At 64.2% G+C, this 15,004-nt stretch carries 15 protein-coding genes; 2 read left to right on the plus strand and 13 right to left on the minus strand.

What is annotated here, in order from left to right:
- Positions 1–20: 20 nt before the first annotated feature.
- The gene (rng, locus tag Y882_RS15665) at positions 21–1,511 is read right to left on the minus strand and encodes a ribonuclease G (protein ID WP_046972886.1); all 1,491 of its coding nucleotides are present in this window, start codon (positions 1,509–1,511) and stop codon (positions 21–23) included.
- A 179-nt stretch (positions 1,512–1,690) separates the two neighbouring features.
- Here rng and Y882_RS15670 point away from each other — a divergent pair, with 179 nt between their 5' ends.
- On the plus strand, positions 1,691–2,188 hold the full coding sequence (locus Y882_RS15670) for a mismatch-specific DNA-glycosylase (protein WP_244466367.1): 498 nt from the start codon (positions 1,691–1,693) through the stop codon (positions 2,186–2,188).
- Here the strand turns inward: Y882_RS15670 and Y882_RS15675 are convergent.
- Entirely contained in the window at positions 2,185–3,078 is an 894-nt protein-coding gene (locus tag Y882_RS15675; RefSeq protein ID WP_046972887.1) for a LysR family transcriptional regulator, read from the minus strand. The genes Y882_RS15670 and Y882_RS15675 overlap by 4 nt on opposite strands.
- 89 nt (positions 3,079–3,167) lie before the next feature.
- Here Y882_RS15675 and Y882_RS15680 point away from each other — a divergent pair, with 89 nt between their 5' ends.
- Complete coding sequence (locus Y882_RS15680) at positions 3,168–4,148, plus strand: NAD-dependent epimerase/dehydratase family protein (protein WP_046972888.1); 981 nt, start codon at positions 3,168–3,170, stop codon at positions 4,146–4,148.
- A 15-nt stretch (positions 4,149–4,163) separates the two neighbouring features.
- Here the strand turns inward: Y882_RS15680 and Y882_RS15685 are convergent, their stop codons facing one another.
- From Y882_RS15685 to secY, 11 genes are all read right to left on the minus strand, one after another.
- The gene (locus Y882_RS15685) at positions 4,164–5,447 is read right to left on the minus strand and encodes a c-type cytochrome (protein ID WP_046972889.1); all 1,284 of its coding nucleotides are present in this window, start codon (positions 5,445–5,447) and stop codon (positions 4,164–4,166) included.
- On the minus strand, positions 5,444–6,148 hold the full coding sequence (locus tag Y882_RS15690) for a c-type cytochrome (protein ID WP_244466368.1): 705 nt from the start codon (positions 6,146–6,148) through the stop codon (positions 5,444–5,446). The genes Y882_RS15685 and Y882_RS15690 overlap by 4 nt, the downstream gene beginning before the upstream one ends.
- Positions 6,149–6,368: 220 nt before the next feature.
- Positions 6,369–8,051, minus strand: coding sequence for an MASE1 domain-containing protein (locus Y882_RS15695; RefSeq protein WP_082121147.1), 1,683 nt, complete (start codon positions 8,049–8,051; stop codon positions 6,369–6,371).
- A gap of 231 nt (positions 8,052–8,282) precedes the next feature.
- Complete coding sequence (locus Y882_RS15700; RefSeq protein WP_046972892.1) at positions 8,283–9,668, minus strand: class II 3-deoxy-7-phosphoheptulonate synthase; 1,386 nt, start codon at positions 9,666–9,668, stop codon at positions 8,283–8,285.
- Between the two features lie 15 nt (positions 9,669–9,683).
- On the minus strand, positions 9,684–10,181 hold the full coding sequence (locus Y882_RS15705) for a disulfide bond formation protein B (RefSeq protein WP_046972919.1): 498 nt from the start codon (positions 10,179–10,181) through the stop codon (positions 9,684–9,686).
- Positions 10,182–10,444: 263 nt separating this feature from the next.
- A complete protein-coding gene (gene rplQ / locus Y882_RS15710; protein WP_046972893.1) occupies positions 10,445–10,825 on the minus strand; it encodes a 50S ribosomal protein L17 in 381 nt (126 codons plus the stop codon).
- Positions 10,826–11,130: 305 nt separating this feature from the next.
- Positions 11,131–12,129, minus strand: a complete 999-nt coding sequence (locus Y882_RS15715) for a DNA-directed RNA polymerase subunit alpha (RefSeq protein WP_026033857.1) — start codon at positions 12,127–12,129, stop codon at positions 11,131–11,133.
- A gap of 16 nt (positions 12,130–12,145) precedes the next feature.
- The gene (gene rpsD, locus Y882_RS15720; RefSeq protein WP_046972894.1) at positions 12,146–12,772 is read right to left on the minus strand and encodes a 30S ribosomal protein S4; all 627 of its coding nucleotides are present in this window, start codon (positions 12,770–12,772) and stop codon (positions 12,146–12,148) included.
- A gap of 11 nt (positions 12,773–12,783) precedes the next feature.
- The gene (gene rpsK, locus Y882_RS15725; protein ID WP_007513384.1) at positions 12,784–13,170 is read right to left on the minus strand and encodes a 30S ribosomal protein S11; all 387 of its coding nucleotides are present in this window, start codon (positions 13,168–13,170) and stop codon (positions 12,784–12,786) included.
- A gap of 12 nt (positions 13,171–13,182) precedes the next feature.
- Entirely contained in the window at positions 13,183–13,539 is a 357-nt protein-coding gene (rpsM, locus tag Y882_RS15730) for a 30S ribosomal protein S13 (RefSeq protein ID WP_046972895.1), read from the minus strand.
- A 137-nt stretch (positions 13,540–13,676) separates the two neighbouring features.
- On the minus strand, positions 13,677–15,002 hold the full coding sequence (secY, locus tag Y882_RS15735) for a preprotein translocase subunit SecY (protein WP_046972896.1): 1,326 nt from the start codon (positions 15,000–15,002) through the stop codon (positions 13,677–13,679).
- Between the last annotated feature and the right edge of the window lie 2 nt (positions 15,003–15,004).

The following is a 15,004-nucleotide window of genomic DNA, read 5'->3' on the forward strand; positions in this document are numbered from 1 at the left end:
GGAGCGCGGGGCGGCGCGTCTTACAGAAGAACCACATCGAACTGTTCCTGCGAATAATGCTCCTCGGCCTGAAAGCGTATGCTTTTGGAGATGAACTCTTCCAGTTCGGCCACCGCGGCGGACTCTTCCTCGAGGATGCGGCCGACCACGTTCGGGCTGGCCATCACCAGTAATTTTTCGGTATTGAACTGGCGCACAGCCCGGGTGATCTCGCGGAAGATCTCGTAAGTCACGGTTTCGGCGGTCTTGAGCGTGCCGCGCCCGCTGCAGGCGGGGCATGGTTCGCACAGCTGGCGCTCCAGGCTTTCGGTGGTGCGCTTGCGCGTCATTTCCACCAGGCCCAGGGCCGACATGGGGTAGACCGTGGTCTTGGCGTGATCGCGCAGCAGGCCCTTCTCGAGCATGCGCAGCACCTGGCGCCGGTGCTCCTCGTCGGTCATGTCGATGAAGTCGATGATGATGATGCCACCCAGGTTGCGCAGACGGAGCTGGCGTGCGGCGGCCTGCGCTGCTTCCAGATTCGTCCGATAAACGGTTTCCTCCAGATTCCGCGTACCGACGTAGCCGCCGGTGTTCACGTCGATGGTGGTCATCGCCTCGGTCTGGTCGACGATCAGGTAGCCGCCGGACTTGAGCGGCACCTCCTTCTTCAGCGCGCGCTGGATTTCGTCTTCGACGCCATAGAGGTCGAAAATGGGGCGCTCGCCCGAATAGTGCTCGATGCGGTCGTCCAGCTGCGGCATGAACTTGTGCACGAACTTGACGACCTTCTCGAAGGTCTCGCGCGAATCCACCCGCACCTTCTCGATATCATCGTTGAGCATGTCGCGCAGGCTGCGCAGCGGCAGCGACAGCTCTTCGTAGACGCGCTCGCCGACCTTGGCCTTGACGATGTTTTCCTGCACCACGCGCCACACCTTGCCCAGGTAGGTGACATCGAAGGCCAGCGACTCGGCGGTCTGCCCTTCCGCATTGGTGCGTACGATATAGCCCAGCGGGTTCTCGCCAATCAGCGAGGTAAGCACTTCCTTGAGGCGCTGGCGCTCGGCCTCCTCCTCGACCCGGGCCGAAATGCCCAGCGTGCGCGCATACGGCAGCAGCACCAGGTAGCGCGAAGGAATCGACAGGTGGGTGGACAGCCGCGCGCCCTTGGTGCCGATCGGGTCCTTGACCACCTGCACCACGATCTCCTGGCCTTCGTGCACCAGTTCGCTGATCGAGGGTGTATGCCCGTTGCCCCCGGTCGCCGCCACCTCCGCCCCTTCGGCGGCGGCTTGCACGGGCGGGCGCACGATGTCCGAGGCGTGCAGAAACGCGGCGCGCTCCAGACCGATATCGACAAACACCGCCTGCATGCCGGGCATCACCCGCTGCACGCGCCCCTTGTACACATTGCCCACATAGCCGCGGCGGGAGGCCCGCTCGACGTGCACCTCCTGCAACATGCCGTTTTCGACCACGCCGACGCGTGTCTCGCGAGGGGTCACGTTGATCAGGATTTCTTCGCTCACCGGTGACTCCAATGCATGGGCGATCTTTATAGCGGCTGCATGCGCACACTGTCGATGCGTGAAAGAGGCTAGGCCGCGCAAGCGCTTTCACGTCGCCAACCAGCGCGCATTCAAGGGATTTCATGTACCGGCGAGTGTTCCTTTAGCCGCGTATGTATTCGCCGGCTATGCTTGGCCGGATGCCCGACCCGATCCTTCCCGATCTGCTCCGACCTGGCCTGGACCTGGTGTTCTGCGGCACCGCTGCCGGGCGTCGCTCGGCCGAGCAGGCGGCCTACTACGCGCATCCGGGCAACCTGTTCTGGCGCGCGCTGCACGCCGTGGCGTTAACGCCACGGCTGTTTGCGCCGGCCGAGTTTCCGCAGCTTCCCGCGCTCGGCATCGGGCTGACCGATCTGGCCAAACATCACATCGGCAATGACGACGAGCTGCCGCGGGATGCATTCGACGCCGACGCCTTGCGCAAGCGCATCGAACGCCATGCGCCTCGCGTGCTCGCCTTCACCAGCAAGGCGGCGGCACGTGCCGCGCTCGGACACGCCACCGGCTATGGCCTGCAGCAAGAACGCTACGGACAAACGCAGCTGTTCGTGCTGCCCTCGCCTTCCGGGCAGGCGCGGGGGCATTGGGATCTTGGCCCCTGGCACGCGCTCGCGGCCCTGGTAAGGGCGCGCTAGGCCTGCGTGTAGATCGCCAGCGCCGAGGCCAGGTGATCGAACAGGCGGCGCACGCGCAGGCTGGGACGCAGGTCCTCGTGCATCACCACCCAGGTCTCCAGCGCCAGCGACACCTCCGCCGGAAATAGCCGGATCAAGGCGGCGTCCCGCCTGGCCAGATTGACCTGCATGATGCCGATGCCGAAACCCGCACGGATCGCGGCCAGGGCAGCCAGGTCGCTGTCGGTGCGCAGCGCGAAGTGTTCCCGCGCATAGGGCAGGCCCTGCGGACGCAGGCGACGGATATACGGTGTTTCGGTATCGAAGCCGATCAACGCATGCCCGCTCAGTTCCGCCAGCGTCTGCGGATAGCCGTGCGATTCCAGGTAGCGCCTGTGCGCGAACATGCCCAGCTCCACCCGCCCCACATGCCGGGCGATCAGTGCATCCTGGGTGGGCTGGTGCATGCGGATGGCGATGTCGGCGTCGCGTCGCAGCAGGTCGGCAGCCTGGTTGGACGGCGCCAGCTCGATCACGATGCCCGGGTGGTGTTCGCGGAAGTCGGCCAGCATCGACGGCAGCACCTCGGTGGCGATCACGTCGCTCGCCGTCAGCCGCACCGTGCCGCTGACCTCGCCGCGACCGGCCGATGCCGTGCGCTGCAGGGCAGCCGAGGCGGATGCCATGGCTTGCGCATGCGGCACCAGCTCCCGCGCCAACTCGGTCGGTAGCAGGCCTTGCGGCGAGCGCGCGAACAGCGCCGCCCCCAGCGCCGATTCCAGCTCCCGCATATGACGCCCAAGGCTGGGCTGGGTCATGCCCAGTGCGCGGGCCGCACCGGACAGGCTGCCTTCCCGCATCACGGCGAGAAAGGATCGATAGAGCTCCCAGCCGGGTTCCAGGTTAGCCATGCATATTTTTATAGCAGATCTTCGCCAATCGCCAATTTTCTTTTAGTCAGCAGGCTCGCAAGCTGGGCTCCTCCCAACGAGGACGTATCATGCAAACACAGCGTACGGCTCTAGTGATCGGCGCCAACGGCGGCATTGGCCAGGAAACCAGCGCCGCCCTGCTACGACGTGGCTGGCGGGTGCGGGCCCTGGTCCGCAAGGTCCCGGAAGCGGGCCCGGGCACCATCGACTGGCGCGTTGGCGACGCCATGCAGCGCGCCGATGTACTCGCCGCCGCGGTCGGCGTGCATGTGATCGTCCACGCCGTGAACCCGCCCGGTTACAAGGCTTGGAACCAACTGGTGCTGCCCATGGTGGACAACACCATCGCTGCAGCCCAGGCGAATGGCGCCCGCATCGTGCTGCCAGGCACTGTCTACAACTACGGTCCGGACGCCTTTCCCCTGCTTGGCGAGGATGCGCCGCAGCATCCGCGCACCCGCAAGGGCGAGATCCGCGTGGAGATGGAACGCCGCCTGCAGATGGCTGCGCAATCCGGCGCCCGCGTGCTGGTACTCCGCTGCGGCGACTTCTTTGGCCCGCGCGCCGGCAACAACTGGTTCGCGCAGGGATTGCTGCAGGCCGGCAAGCCGGTCACGCGCATCGCTTATCCCGGCGACTACAGCATCGGCCATAGCTGGGCCTATCTGCCGGATGTCGCCCAGATCCTGGCACGTCTACTCGATCGCGAAGACCAACTGGCGCCCTTCGAACGTTTTCATTTCGGCGGCTACTGGGTCGATGGGCACGCGATGCTCGACGCCGTGCGCCATGCCGCCGGCGATGACACGATCAAGGCCGGACGATTCCCCTGGTGGCTGGCGCAGCTTGCCTCGCCGTTCAACGAAACGATGCGCGAGCTGTGCAAGATGCGCTATCTGTGGCGCGACGCAGTGCAGCTCGATGACGCCAAGCTCAAGGCGTTCCTTGGAAGCGAGCTCTACACGCCGTTCGAACAGGCGGTGCGCGAAGCACTCGTCGGCGCCGGCTGCATCGGCGAGGCTTCCCGCCACGCAGGCGCGCCGGCGTGATGTGCGCAGCGCCGATCAGTCGATCGGCGTGTGGCGGTATTTGCTGACGTCGCGCTCCATCACCACCGAGGCAGCGTTGGTCCACGACCGGCGGATGTAAGTCACCACCGCCGCGACATCGGCGTCGCTCAACTGCTGCGCAAACGGTGGCATCGAATAAGGCCGCGGGTTGCCCTTGGTCACCGGCGCAAAGCCGCCCAGCAGGACCACGCGCATCGCATTGATGGCAGTGGGCTCGTTCACCGAAGAATTGCCGTTGAGCGGCGGATAGATGCCCGCCACGCCGTTGCCGTCCTTGCCGTGGCAATCGGCGCAACGCTGGTCGTACACCTTCGCGCCCTGCGCCATGATGGCGTGCGTGTCGAACAGCGGTTCCTCTGACTTGGTGGCAGCTCGCGGCGGCAGCGATTGCAGATAGGTGGCGATGGCGCGCAGGTCCTCATCGTGAAGGTGTTGCGTGCTCTGCACCACCACGTCGGCCATGGGTCCAAACGCCGTGCCGCGCGCGGACTGCCCGGTCTTCAGCAGGTCGACGAGATCCTGCTCGCTCCAGCCGGCAAGCCCGCCATTGGCCTGCATGCTCAGGTCCGGTGCGTACCAGTTCTGCGCGGGAATCTGTCCGCCGGCCAGCGAGGCCTTGCCTTCCTGCCCACCCAGCGAATCACGCGGTGCGTGGCATTCGTTGCAGTGACCCAATCCCTGCACCAGGTACGCGCCGCGATTCCACGCCTCGGACTTGGAGGCGTCGCGTTGGAATTCGCCTTCGTGGAAGTACAGCGCGCGCCACGCCTTCAGGCCGCTGCGCACGTTGTATGGAAATGCCAGGGACGGCTGTTGCGCCGGCGCATGCACCGGCGCCAACGATTGCAGATAGGCGAACATCGCCAGCGCATCCTCGCGCGACACCTTGGTGTAGGAGGTATAAGAGAACACGGGATACAGAAATTCGCCGTGGCGTCCCTTGCCGCTGTGCAGCGCCTGCCAGAAATCCTCGAAGCTCCAGTCACCCAGTCCGGTCGCATGATCGGGCGTGATATTGGGCGTAGGAATATTGCCGAACGGCGTGGGCAGCACGCGCCCACCCGCATAACGCTCGCCGCCTTGCGCGGTATGGCAGGACGCACAATCGCCCACCACGGTGAGGTATTCGCCTTGGGCGACCAGCGCCGGATCCTTCAGGCTCGCGGCATCTGCCTTGATTGGGGAAGGCGCCACCGATGGCTGCGCCTGGTGCTGAAACAACCACCAGCCGCCGGCCAGCAGCACAACCACGACAATGATGATCGCCACGCGCTTCATGTGCCGTCTCCCTGGTCGCCAAGCACGCCGCAATGCAGCGGCGGCGTCACCGACCCTGGTGCCTGTGCGTGCATGTCAGCCGGCAGTGCACGGCTGGCCAGCCATGCCGATACGGCGGTGATATCCGAATCGCTCAGGCGATTGGCGATTTCCGCCATGCAATCGGGTGCCGCCATCGCGCGCGTCTTGGTTCGCCATGAACCGAGCTGCGAGCTGAGATAGTCATACGGCAAACCAACCAGCCCCGGAATATCGGGCTGCACGCCAGTGAGCTGGCTGCCATGGCAGGACTGGCAAGCGGGAATCTGTCGCGATGGATCGCCGTGCATCACCAGTGTTTCACCGCGCTCTTGCGTCTGCGCGGTGACACGCGGCAGCGGCGAAGGCGCGTAAGGAACCTCTTGCGCGGCGAAGTACTCGGCGATCTCGTGCATGTATTCGGGGCTGAGCTGCCGCACGGTGTATTCCATCGGAGCGTACTTGCGCAGGCCCAGCTGGAAATCCTTCAACTGGCGCGCGAGATAACCGGCAGGCTTGCCCGCCAGGCGCGGAAAAAATCCGCTTTCCGGCGTGCCTTCACCATGCGCGCCGTGACAGGCGGTGCACGCGGCGATGCGTTGCTGCAGGGTGTCAGGGATGACGGGATGTGGCACGTCCTGTGCGCGACCGATGCCGGCGTGCGTCAACAAGATCAACGCCATCCATGCGCACCATGCGCGCCCGGCCTGCGACCACTTCGCTGAAAGGGTTTTCATGTATCCCCGACCTACGCGTGAGTGCCGGCGAGGACGTACCGCGCCGCAACGGTGGCCGATTATAGGCGCGCATCCACGCTGTGCAGGATCAAACCGCCAGACGGCGCGACTTAGCGACATCATGCCGCACAAGCTTGATCCCCGTGCTGTCGATTTCCCGTGTGGGTCAGGCGGAGACCGCACGAGACATCGGCGGCATCGGCAACGACTCGGGCGTATCGACGCGCAGCGCGTCGTGCAGCAGCAGCGTCACGCCGAGGTGATCCTCGCTCTCGCGTTCGTGCACCACGCCACCATAGATGAGCGCGCGTTCGCGCACCGTGGCCATGCCCTGGCCATTGGTGCCCAGCAGCGATACGAGCTGGCGCCATTCGGGTACCGGTCGTCCGCGCAGCGCAGGCGCCGAGCGCACGGCGCTCATGCGCAACACCACCCAGCGCCGGCCGTGCGAGCAGCCGCCGCGGATATGCAAGCGCACGCACTTCATTGGCTCGCGCGCCAGCATGTACACCAGCACCTCGCAGGCCTGGCGGTAGAGCATCATGTGGACATCGGGCGCCAGCTGGTTGAGGCCGCTGCCCGTGAGCGTGCAGCTATAGCCCGCACCGACCAGCGAAGCGGCTTTGGCCAGGGGACCGCTCTCGAAGGTCGCCGCCAGACCATGCTCGCGCCAGGCGCGCGGATGCAGGGCGTCCGCAAGGCGCTGCATTTCTAGCTGGGTCAGATCCAGATGCCGGGCATAGGTCTGCTCCATGCTGGCCGGCAGCACCGGCCGAAGACGTTCCATCATGCGGTGCTGGCCATCGCGCATGGACTGGCCCAGGCGATCGAGCGATTCGGCCACGTGACGCAGGCGCAACTCCTCCTGATAAAGGCCTTGCTGCGCCAACAGGAATCCACGCAGGCTGTCATTGCTTTCCAGACGCCCGCCCTGATCACCGACCGACTTCGGCGCCAGACGCGCGCCCAACATGATCAAACTGGAGACGGCGAAGGAAATGAGCGCCTGCGCCTGCATGACGGCCGGGTCGCGCTCCACCGTCATGGTGAGCTCGACGGCGATGCTGGCGAGCAGGCCACCGATGGCCGCACCCTGCCAGCCCAGCCGCAGGGTCAGCCATGCCACCGGCAGGAACATCGCCATGCGGGCAACGGCTACGACTTCGTCGCCAAGCTGGGCCGAGGCCAGCCAGATCAGCAGCAGCAGCGAGGGCACCACGCCCTTGATGCAGTCGACCAAGGCCTCCCGCTTCATCGACACCGCGCTCGCGGTCTGGCGGCCGGACCAGCTGCGCCAGGCGAACACCGGCGGGACCAGGGTCAGCCCGCCGAGGTAACTGCCGAGGAAATACTCGAGCACGGTGTGCACGGTCACCGGATGCGGCGGTTCGCCAGGCAGGAATGTCATCCCGGCAAAGGTGCCGGTGTTGACCAGGGCACTGACGACGCTGCCGGCAAGAATGCAGGCCATGATCGCCGTGATGTTCACGCGACCATCCACCCACAGGGGCATGCGCCGCCGGCACCATGCAATCACCGGCGCGGTGATCAGCATCGGCGAAATGCTGACCAAAACTGCCCAGAGTGTTCCAAAACGGACATGGTAGGTCCAACCCAGATCGATCAGCGGGATCGTCTCGCCGATGATCATGGCCGGCCAGTAGCGGTACGGCACCACCAGCAGGCACAGCAGGCGCAGGCCGGCAATCATGTTCCAGTGGGACGTGGAGATTTCCTTGAGCAGCGAAAAACCCACCGCATAAGCGACGACAACGCCTATCTGGCGAAGCTTTGCGTGGAACGTCGCACGTTTCCCTGCGTCGTCGTGTCCTTTCGTTGCCGTGACCATCGAGTAGTGCCAAACCCCTGTTTCAAAAAACGCGTCAGACCGGTCCAGGCCTTGCGCAGCAGTGAGATCGAGTCGTCAGCGAGTTGCCGATTGTCGCAGGAAACGTCTTAGGCAACGCGCTGCATCGCGGCAGCCGCGGGACTCCGTACCTTCCCATGCAAAAACAAAGCCCGGCGACGGGCCGGGCTAGGTTTTTCACATCTTTTTTTGCAGGTCCACGCTCGCACCCTGTCAGCGGGGCGACGCGCCGACGGATTTGCGCACGATCAACATGGCCAGCTCCAGCGACTGCTCGTAATTGAGCCGCGGATCAACCATGGACTTGTAGGCGCGATCCAGATCAGCCTCGTTGAGATCACGGGCGCCGCCCATGCATTCGGTGACGTCCTCGCCGGTCAGCTCCAGATGCACGCCACCCAGCCGCGTTCCCGCCGTCGCGTGAATATCAAAGGCCTGATCCAGCTCACCGCGGATATTGTCGAAGCGGCGCGTCTTATAGCCATTGGAGGTGGTTTCGGTATTGCCATGCATCGGATCGGCGACCCACAGCACCCGGCGCCCTTCCCGCCTCACGGCCTCGAGCAGCGGCGGCAGCGCGCTGCCAATGAGTCCGTTGCCCATGCGATGGATCAGGGTGAGGCGACCGGGCTCGTCCTCCGGATTCAAGGCATCGATCACCGGCAACAACTGATCCGGCGTGACCGAGGGCCCCACCTTCACCGCGATCGGGTTGCGGATGCCGCGGAAATATTCAACGTGGGCGCCATCCAGCGCCGCGGTACGCATGCCGATCCACGGGAAATGCGTGGACAGGTTGAACCAGCCCTGGTGGCGTGGCACTTTGCGCGTCAACGCCTGCTCGTAGTGCAGCAACAGCGCTTCGTGCGAGGTGAAGAAATCCACGCGAGAAAAACCGGCGATGGGGCCGGCCAGGGTCTCCATGAAACGCAGCGAATCGCCGATGGCTGCCACCATGCGCCGGTATTCGGCAGCCAGCGGCGAATGCTCGACCCAGGCCAGGTCCCAGTACTCGGGATGATGCAAGTCGGCAAAGCCACCGTCGATCAGCGCACGCACGAAGTTCATGGTGAGCGCAGAATGCGCATGCCCCTGAATCAGGCGCTGGGGATCGGCACGACGCGCTTCGGGCGTGAACTCCGGTCCATTGACCACGTCGCCGCGAAAACTCGGCAAGGTCACGCCGTCGCGCGTCTCCTGGTCGGTCGAGCGCGGCTTGGCGTATTGGCCGGCAAAGCGGCCCACGCGCAGAACCGGCTTCTTGAGCCCGTGCACCAGCACCAGGCTCATCTGCAGGAGCACCTTGAGCCGGTTGGAAATGATCGGGCTGGTGCAGTCGGCAAAACTCTCCGCGCAGTCACCGCCTTGCAGCAGGAAACGCTGCCCTTCCTGCGCTTCGGCCAGTGCCTTTTTCAGCGACAGCACTTCCCACGAGGTGACCAGCGGCGGCAGCGTGGCGAGCTGGTCGGTGGCGCGCGCCAGCTCGGCGGCGTCCTCATACAGCGGCTGCTGCAACGCCTGCCGACCCTGCCAACTCTGCGGCGACCAGCCTTCCAGATCGGCGGAGGGTGAAGGCTTGACGGGCATAACCTGCGACATAAAGAAAAACCCTGCTCAGACTCGCTTGCGCGTGGCGGCGACGACCGCCGCGATCACCAGCAGCACATACCACATCAGCGTCCACGCCGGCATGGGCAGGCCAAGCACCGGCTCGATCTTGGCGCACTCGCCCGAGCCGGTGAACACCAGTTTTAGCACTTTGGCGAACGGGAACGTATCCATCATGTAGCCAAGATTCGGGCCACAGGCCGGGATCTGATCAGCCGGCAGCGTCTGCAGCCACAGGTGACGCGCGGCCGTGATGCCGCCGCCGAGGGCGCCCAGCACGACGCCACCGGTATAGATCCAACGCGCACCGCCGCGCGGCGCATGCAAACCGCCAAGCAGGAAGAACACTGCCATCACCATGAAGGCGATGCGCTGAAAAATGCACAGCGGACACGGGATCATGTTGAGCACGTGCTCTGCATACAGGGCAAAGCCCAGCAGCGCGACGCAGATGAGGAAACCGGCGAAATAGGTGGCGCGATACGACCAACGGAAAGGGTTCATGGCCTGGCTGTGCTGCAATGCGAAAGCGGACATTACCCGCTTGCCCCGCCCCTGTCAGCCCTGCCAATCCACCCACCCGCGGCGAGTGCAAAAAGTACGGCCGCAGCGCGATGGCAGCATCGCAACTTCCCACGACCATGATCGGTAGCCATGCCCCGGGATGCCTCTACGCGCCTTGCGCTGGCACCACACACTTCCGCCAAAAAGCAAAAACCCCGGCAGGTTGCCCTGCCAGGGTTTTGCAAAACACGTGTTGCTTACGATTACTCGGCAGCAGCGTCGGTCTGCGGGCGATCGACCAGCTCGACGTACGCCATCGGAGCGTTGTCGCCCGGGCGGAAGCCGCACTTGAGGATACGCAGGTAGCCGCCGGGACGGGTCTGGTAGCGGGGACCCAGCTCGACGAACAGCTTGCCGACGGCCTGCTTGTCGCGCAGACGCGCGAAAGCGAGACGACGGTTGGCAACGCCATCGGTCTTGGCGAGCGTGATGAGCGGCTCGGCGACGCGACGGAGTTCCTTCGCCTTGGGAAGGGTGGTGCGGATCAGCTCGTGCTTGATCAGCGACGCGGCCATGTTCTTGAACATGGCTTCGCGGTGGCTGCTCGTGCGGTTGAGCTTGCGACCGGATTTCTGGTGGCGCATGGCAATACTCTCTATGTCTGTTGTTATGAAAAGCCGGCGGTTAGGTCCGACTTCCCGCGGTTACCCGCTGATGAAGCCCTTGGTACAACGGGCTCTTATTGAGCTAGACGGCCAAGCTGGCCGTTTCAGGCGTCTGCAAAATCCGAGGGTTGAACACTCGTCAGAGCACCAATACCGGCGACCAAAGGTGGTCACCCAAAATCAACGTGCGGTTTTGATACCGCTTAAGCAGCTGGCGAGCGCACTTGAAGCACGCTCGCCAGTTTGCCGTTACAGCCGGCGGTCGCGAACGACCGCCAAAACACTTAACCCAGCTGCATGCCGTGGGACAGACCCGGCGGCGGCCAGTTTTCAAGCTTCATACCGAGCGCGAGACCACGACCACCCAGCACGTCCTTGATTTCGGTCAGGGACTTCTTGCCGAGGTTCGGCGTCTTGAGCAGCTCGACTTCCGTCTTCTGCACCAGGTCGCCGATGTAGTAGATGCTCTCGGCCTTCAGGCAGTTAGCCGAACGCACGGTGAGCTCCAGATCGTCGATCGGACGCAGCAGCAGCGGATCGAAACCGCCCTTCTCCGCCTTGTCGGTGGCGCTCTCGCGACGCGAGAAGTCACCAAACACCGACAGCTGGTCGTTGAGGATTTCAGCGGCCTTGCGAACCGCATCTTCCGCACCGATGGTGCCGTTGGTTTCGATATCGAGCACAAGCTTGTCGAGGTTGGTGCGCTGCTCAACGCGAGCGGCGTCAACTTCGTAGGCAACACGCAGGACCGGCGCGAACGACGCGTCGAGCTGCAGGCGGCCAATCGGACGAGCCTCATCATCCGGATGCTGGCGCGCGCTGGCCGGCTGGTAGCCGACGCCGCGACGCACCTTCAGGCGCATGTTGAGGGCGATGTCCTTGGTCAGGTGGCAGATCACATGCTCGGGGTTGATGATTTCCACCGAGTGGTCGACGGCGATGTCGCCGGCGGTGACCACGCCCTTGCCCTTCTTGGACAAGGTCAGGGTGACTTCATCACCCGAATGCTGGCGAATCGCCACGTCCTTGAGGTTGAGCAGGACTTCAATGACGTCCTCCTGCAGGCCTTCCAGGGTGGTGTACTCGTGCAGCACGCCATCAATTTCCACCTCGACGATGGCAGAGCCAGGGATCGAGGAGAGCAGCACGCGGCGCAGCGCGTTGCCCAGGGTGTGGCCAAAACCACGCTCGAGCGGCTCGACCACCACCTTGGCGCGGTTGGCTCCGAGTTGCTCGACGCTGAGGCCGCGAGGGCGCAGCACGCTAGTTGACGAAACTGCCATGCAGGGCTCCGGTTGATTACTTCGAGTAGAGCTCGACGATCAGGCTCTCATTGATGTCGGTCGGCAGATCGCCGCGGTCCGGCATCGACTTGAACGTACCTTCGAACTTCTTGCTGTCGACTTCGACCCACTGCGGACGCAGGTCCATGGTGTCGAACACGGTTGCCGCTTCCTGCACGCGCAGCTGGGTGCGCGCACGCTCGGTCAGTGCAACCGCGTCGCCCGGGCGAACCTGGTACGACGGGATGTTCACCTTCTTGCCGTTGACCAGCACAGCCTTGTGGCTGACCAGCTGACGGGCCTGGGCGCGGGTGACCGCGAAACCCATGCGGTAAACGACGTTGTCCAGACGGCTTTCGAGCAGGCGCAGCAGGTTCTCGCCGGTGTTGCCCTTGAGGGTCGACGCCTTGGAGTAGTAGTTGCTGAACTGACGCTCGAGCACGCCGTAGATGCGCTTGACCTTCTGCTTTTCACGCAGCTGGTTGGCATAGTCGGACATGCGCATGCGCTTGTTGGCGCCATGCTGGCCGGGCTTGTTTTCCAGCTTGCACTTGGAGTCCAGCGCGCGGGCCGGGCTCTTCAGGCTGAGATCTGCACCCTCACGACGGGCGAGTTTGCAGGTAGCTCCACGATAACGGGCCATGGGTATGCTCCTTAGACTCGACGCTTCTTGGGGGGACGGCAGCCGTTATGCGGAATCGGCGTGACGTCGATGATGTTGAGCACCTTGTAGCCCAGCGCGTTCAGCGAACGCACGGCGGACTCACGACCCGGACCCGGGCCCTTGATGCGCACTTCCACGGTCTTCACACCGTAGTCGCCAGCAGCGCGGCCAGCCTTTTCGGCGGCAACCTGGGCAGCGAACGGGGTCGACTTACGCGAGCCGCGGAAACCCGCGCCGCCGGCAGTCGCCCACGACAGGGCATTGCCCTGGCGATCGGTGATGGTGACGATGGTGTTGTTGAAGGAGGCCTGCACGTGGGCCACGGCATCCGTGACAACGCGCTTGATCTTCTTCTTGGTCTTGACAGGCTTAGCCATGTTCGGAATCCGTTACTTCTTGATGGCGCGACGCGGACCCTTACGGGTGCGTGCATTGGTACGCGTGCGCTGGCCGCGCACCGGCAGACCACGGCGGTGACGCAGACCGCGGTAGCAACCCAGATCCATCAGACGCTTGATGGCAATACCCACCTCGCGACGCAGATCGCCTTCAACGACGTACTTGCTGATTTCGTGGCGGATCTTCTCCACCTCGCCTTCACTCAGGGACTTGATCTGGGTGGTGGGAACCACGCCAGCGTCCGCGCAGACCTTCTTGGCCCGGCTGCGGCCGATCCCGTAAATGCTCTGCAGGCCAACCCAGACATGCTTCTGGACCGGCAAATTGACACCCGCGATGCGCGCCATGATGTACTTTCTCCGATGCGTTTCGTGCGCGGTAAACGCGCAATTCTAACCTTAAACAACCCATTAGGAAAGCCCTGCGGTACCTGGGGTACCGCCGCCCTCCGACTTAGACCAACTTCACACCACCCCAGCAGCCATCAGTTGCGGCGGAGGTTGGCCTTCTTCAGCAGGCTTTCGTACTGGTGACTGACCAGGTGCGCCTGCACCTGAGCAGTGAAATCCATCACCACGACCACGACGATGAGCAGAGAGGTGCCACCGAAGTAGAACGGGACGTGCCACGCTTTTTGCATAAACGATGGAACCAGGCAGACCAGCACCAGGTACAGCGCGCCGACACCGGTAAGACGGGTCATCACGTTGTCGATGTAGTCAGCCGTGGAGCGGCCCGGGCGGATGCCCGGAATCAAGGCGCCGGAGCGCTTGAGGTTGTCCGCCGTCTCCTGGGAGTTGAACACGATCGCCGTATAGAAGAAGGCGAAAGTGATCACCAGCACCGCGAAGACGATGTCGTACAGGGGCTCACCCGGGGTCAGCGCCTGGGTCAGCTCGGTGATCCAGCGCGACTGGTGGCCCTGGCCGAACCAGGTGGCCGCCGTCGCCGGGAACATCAGCAGACTCGAGGCGAAGATCGGCGGAATCACACCGGCCATGTTGATCTTGAGCGGCAGGTGCGAGGTCTGGTTCATGTAGGCCCGCTGACCGCCGGAGCGACGCGCGTAGTTCACGGTGATGCGCCGCTGGGCGCGCTCCATGAACACCACGAACGCCGTCACCGCGAGGATCAGGCCGACCACCATGAGCATCCGGATCACGGAGAGCTCGCCGTTGTTGGCCATGGTCAGCGTGTGCGCGACCGCACCCGGCAGACCCGCCACGATACCGGCGAAGATCAGCAGCGAAATACCGTTGCCGATACCGCGCTCGGTGATCTGCTCACCCAGCCACATCAGGAACATCGTGCCGGCCGTGAGGCCAACGATCGACGCCATGATGAAGCCCATGCCCGGCGTGTAGACCACCGGCGCACCGCCCGCCGCGACCTGCTTCTGCAGGGCCACCGCGATGCCGAACGCCTGGAAGGCCGCCAGGCCGACCGTGCCAAACCGGGTGTAGGTGGTCATCTTGCGACGACCCGACTCACCTTCCTTGCGCAGCGCCTGCAGGCTCGGGATCACCGAACCCATCATCTGCACCACGATGGATGCAGAGATGTAAGGCACCACGCCGAGCGCGAACACCGAGAAGCGTGCCAGCGAGCCACCCGAGAACATGTTGAACATGTTCATCAGGCCGCCGCCCTGCTCGATCAGGTTCGTCATGGCTTCCGGGTTGACGCCGGGAACCGGGATGAAGGAACCGAGACGGAAGACGATCAGCGCACCAATCACGAAGAAGATGCGCTGACGCAGTTCCGTCAGCTTGCCGAGCGATCCGAGCGATGTGCCCTGGGCTGACGCCACGT

This window comes from Dyella japonica DSM 16301, from assembly GCF_001010355.1.
GTDB classification, from domain to species: Bacteria; Pseudomonadota; Gammaproteobacteria; order Xanthomonadales; family Rhodanobacteraceae; genus Dyella; species Dyella japonica.

What these genes read in the sequence shown, in the direction of transcription:
- Y882_RS15690 (WP_244466368.1), bottom strand. Translation starts at nt 6,148, where the DNA reads ATGGCGTTGATCTTGTTGACGCACGCCGGCATCGGTCGCGCACAGGAC.
- Y882_RS15680 (WP_046972888.1), top strand. Translation starts at nt 3,168, where the DNA reads ATGCAAACACAGCGTACGGCTCTAGTGATCGGCGCCAACGGCGGCATT.
- rplQ (WP_046972893.1), bottom strand. Translation starts at nt 10,825, where the DNA reads ATGCGCCACCAGAAATCCGGTCGCAAGCTCAACCGCACGAGCAGCCAC.
- Y882_RS15675 (WP_046972887.1), bottom strand. Translation starts at nt 3,078, where the DNA reads ATGGCTAACCTGGAACCCGGCTGGGAGCTCTATCGATCCTTTCTCGCC.
- rpsD (WP_046972894.1), bottom strand. Translation starts at nt 12,772, where the DNA reads ATGGCCCGTTATCGTGGAGCTACCTGCAAACTCGCCCGTCGTGAGGGT.
- rpsK (WP_007513384.1), bottom strand. Translation starts at nt 13,170, where the DNA reads ATGGCTAAGCCTGTCAAGACCAAGAAGAAGATCAAGCGCGTTGTCACG.
- rpsM (WP_046972895.1), bottom strand. Translation starts at nt 13,539, where the DNA reads ATGGCGCGCATCGCGGGTGTCAATTTGCCGGTCCAGAAGCATGTCTGG.
- Y882_RS15685 (WP_046972889.1), bottom strand. Translation starts at nt 5,447, where the DNA reads ATGAAGCGCGTGGCGATCATCATTGTCGTGGTTGTGCTGCTGGCCGGC.
- Y882_RS15705 (WP_046972919.1), bottom strand. Translation starts at nt 10,181, where the DNA reads ATGAACCCTTTCCGTTGGTCGTATCGCGCCACCTATTTCGCCGGTTTC.
- Y882_RS15670 (WP_244466367.1), top strand. Translation starts at nt 1,691, where the DNA reads ATGCCCGACCCGATCCTTCCCGATCTGCTCCGACCTGGCCTGGACCTG.
- Y882_RS15695 (WP_082121147.1), bottom strand. Translation starts at nt 8,051, where the DNA reads ATGGTCACGGCAACGAAAGGACACGACGACGCAGGGAAACGTGCGACG.
- Y882_RS15715 (WP_026033857.1), bottom strand. Translation starts at nt 12,129, where the DNA reads ATGGCAGTTTCGTCAACTAGCGTGCTGCGCCCTCGCGGCCTCAGCGTC.
- Y882_RS15700 (WP_046972892.1), bottom strand. Translation starts at nt 9,668, where the DNA reads ATGTCGCAGGTTATGCCCGTCAAGCCTTCACCCTCCGCCGATCTGGAA.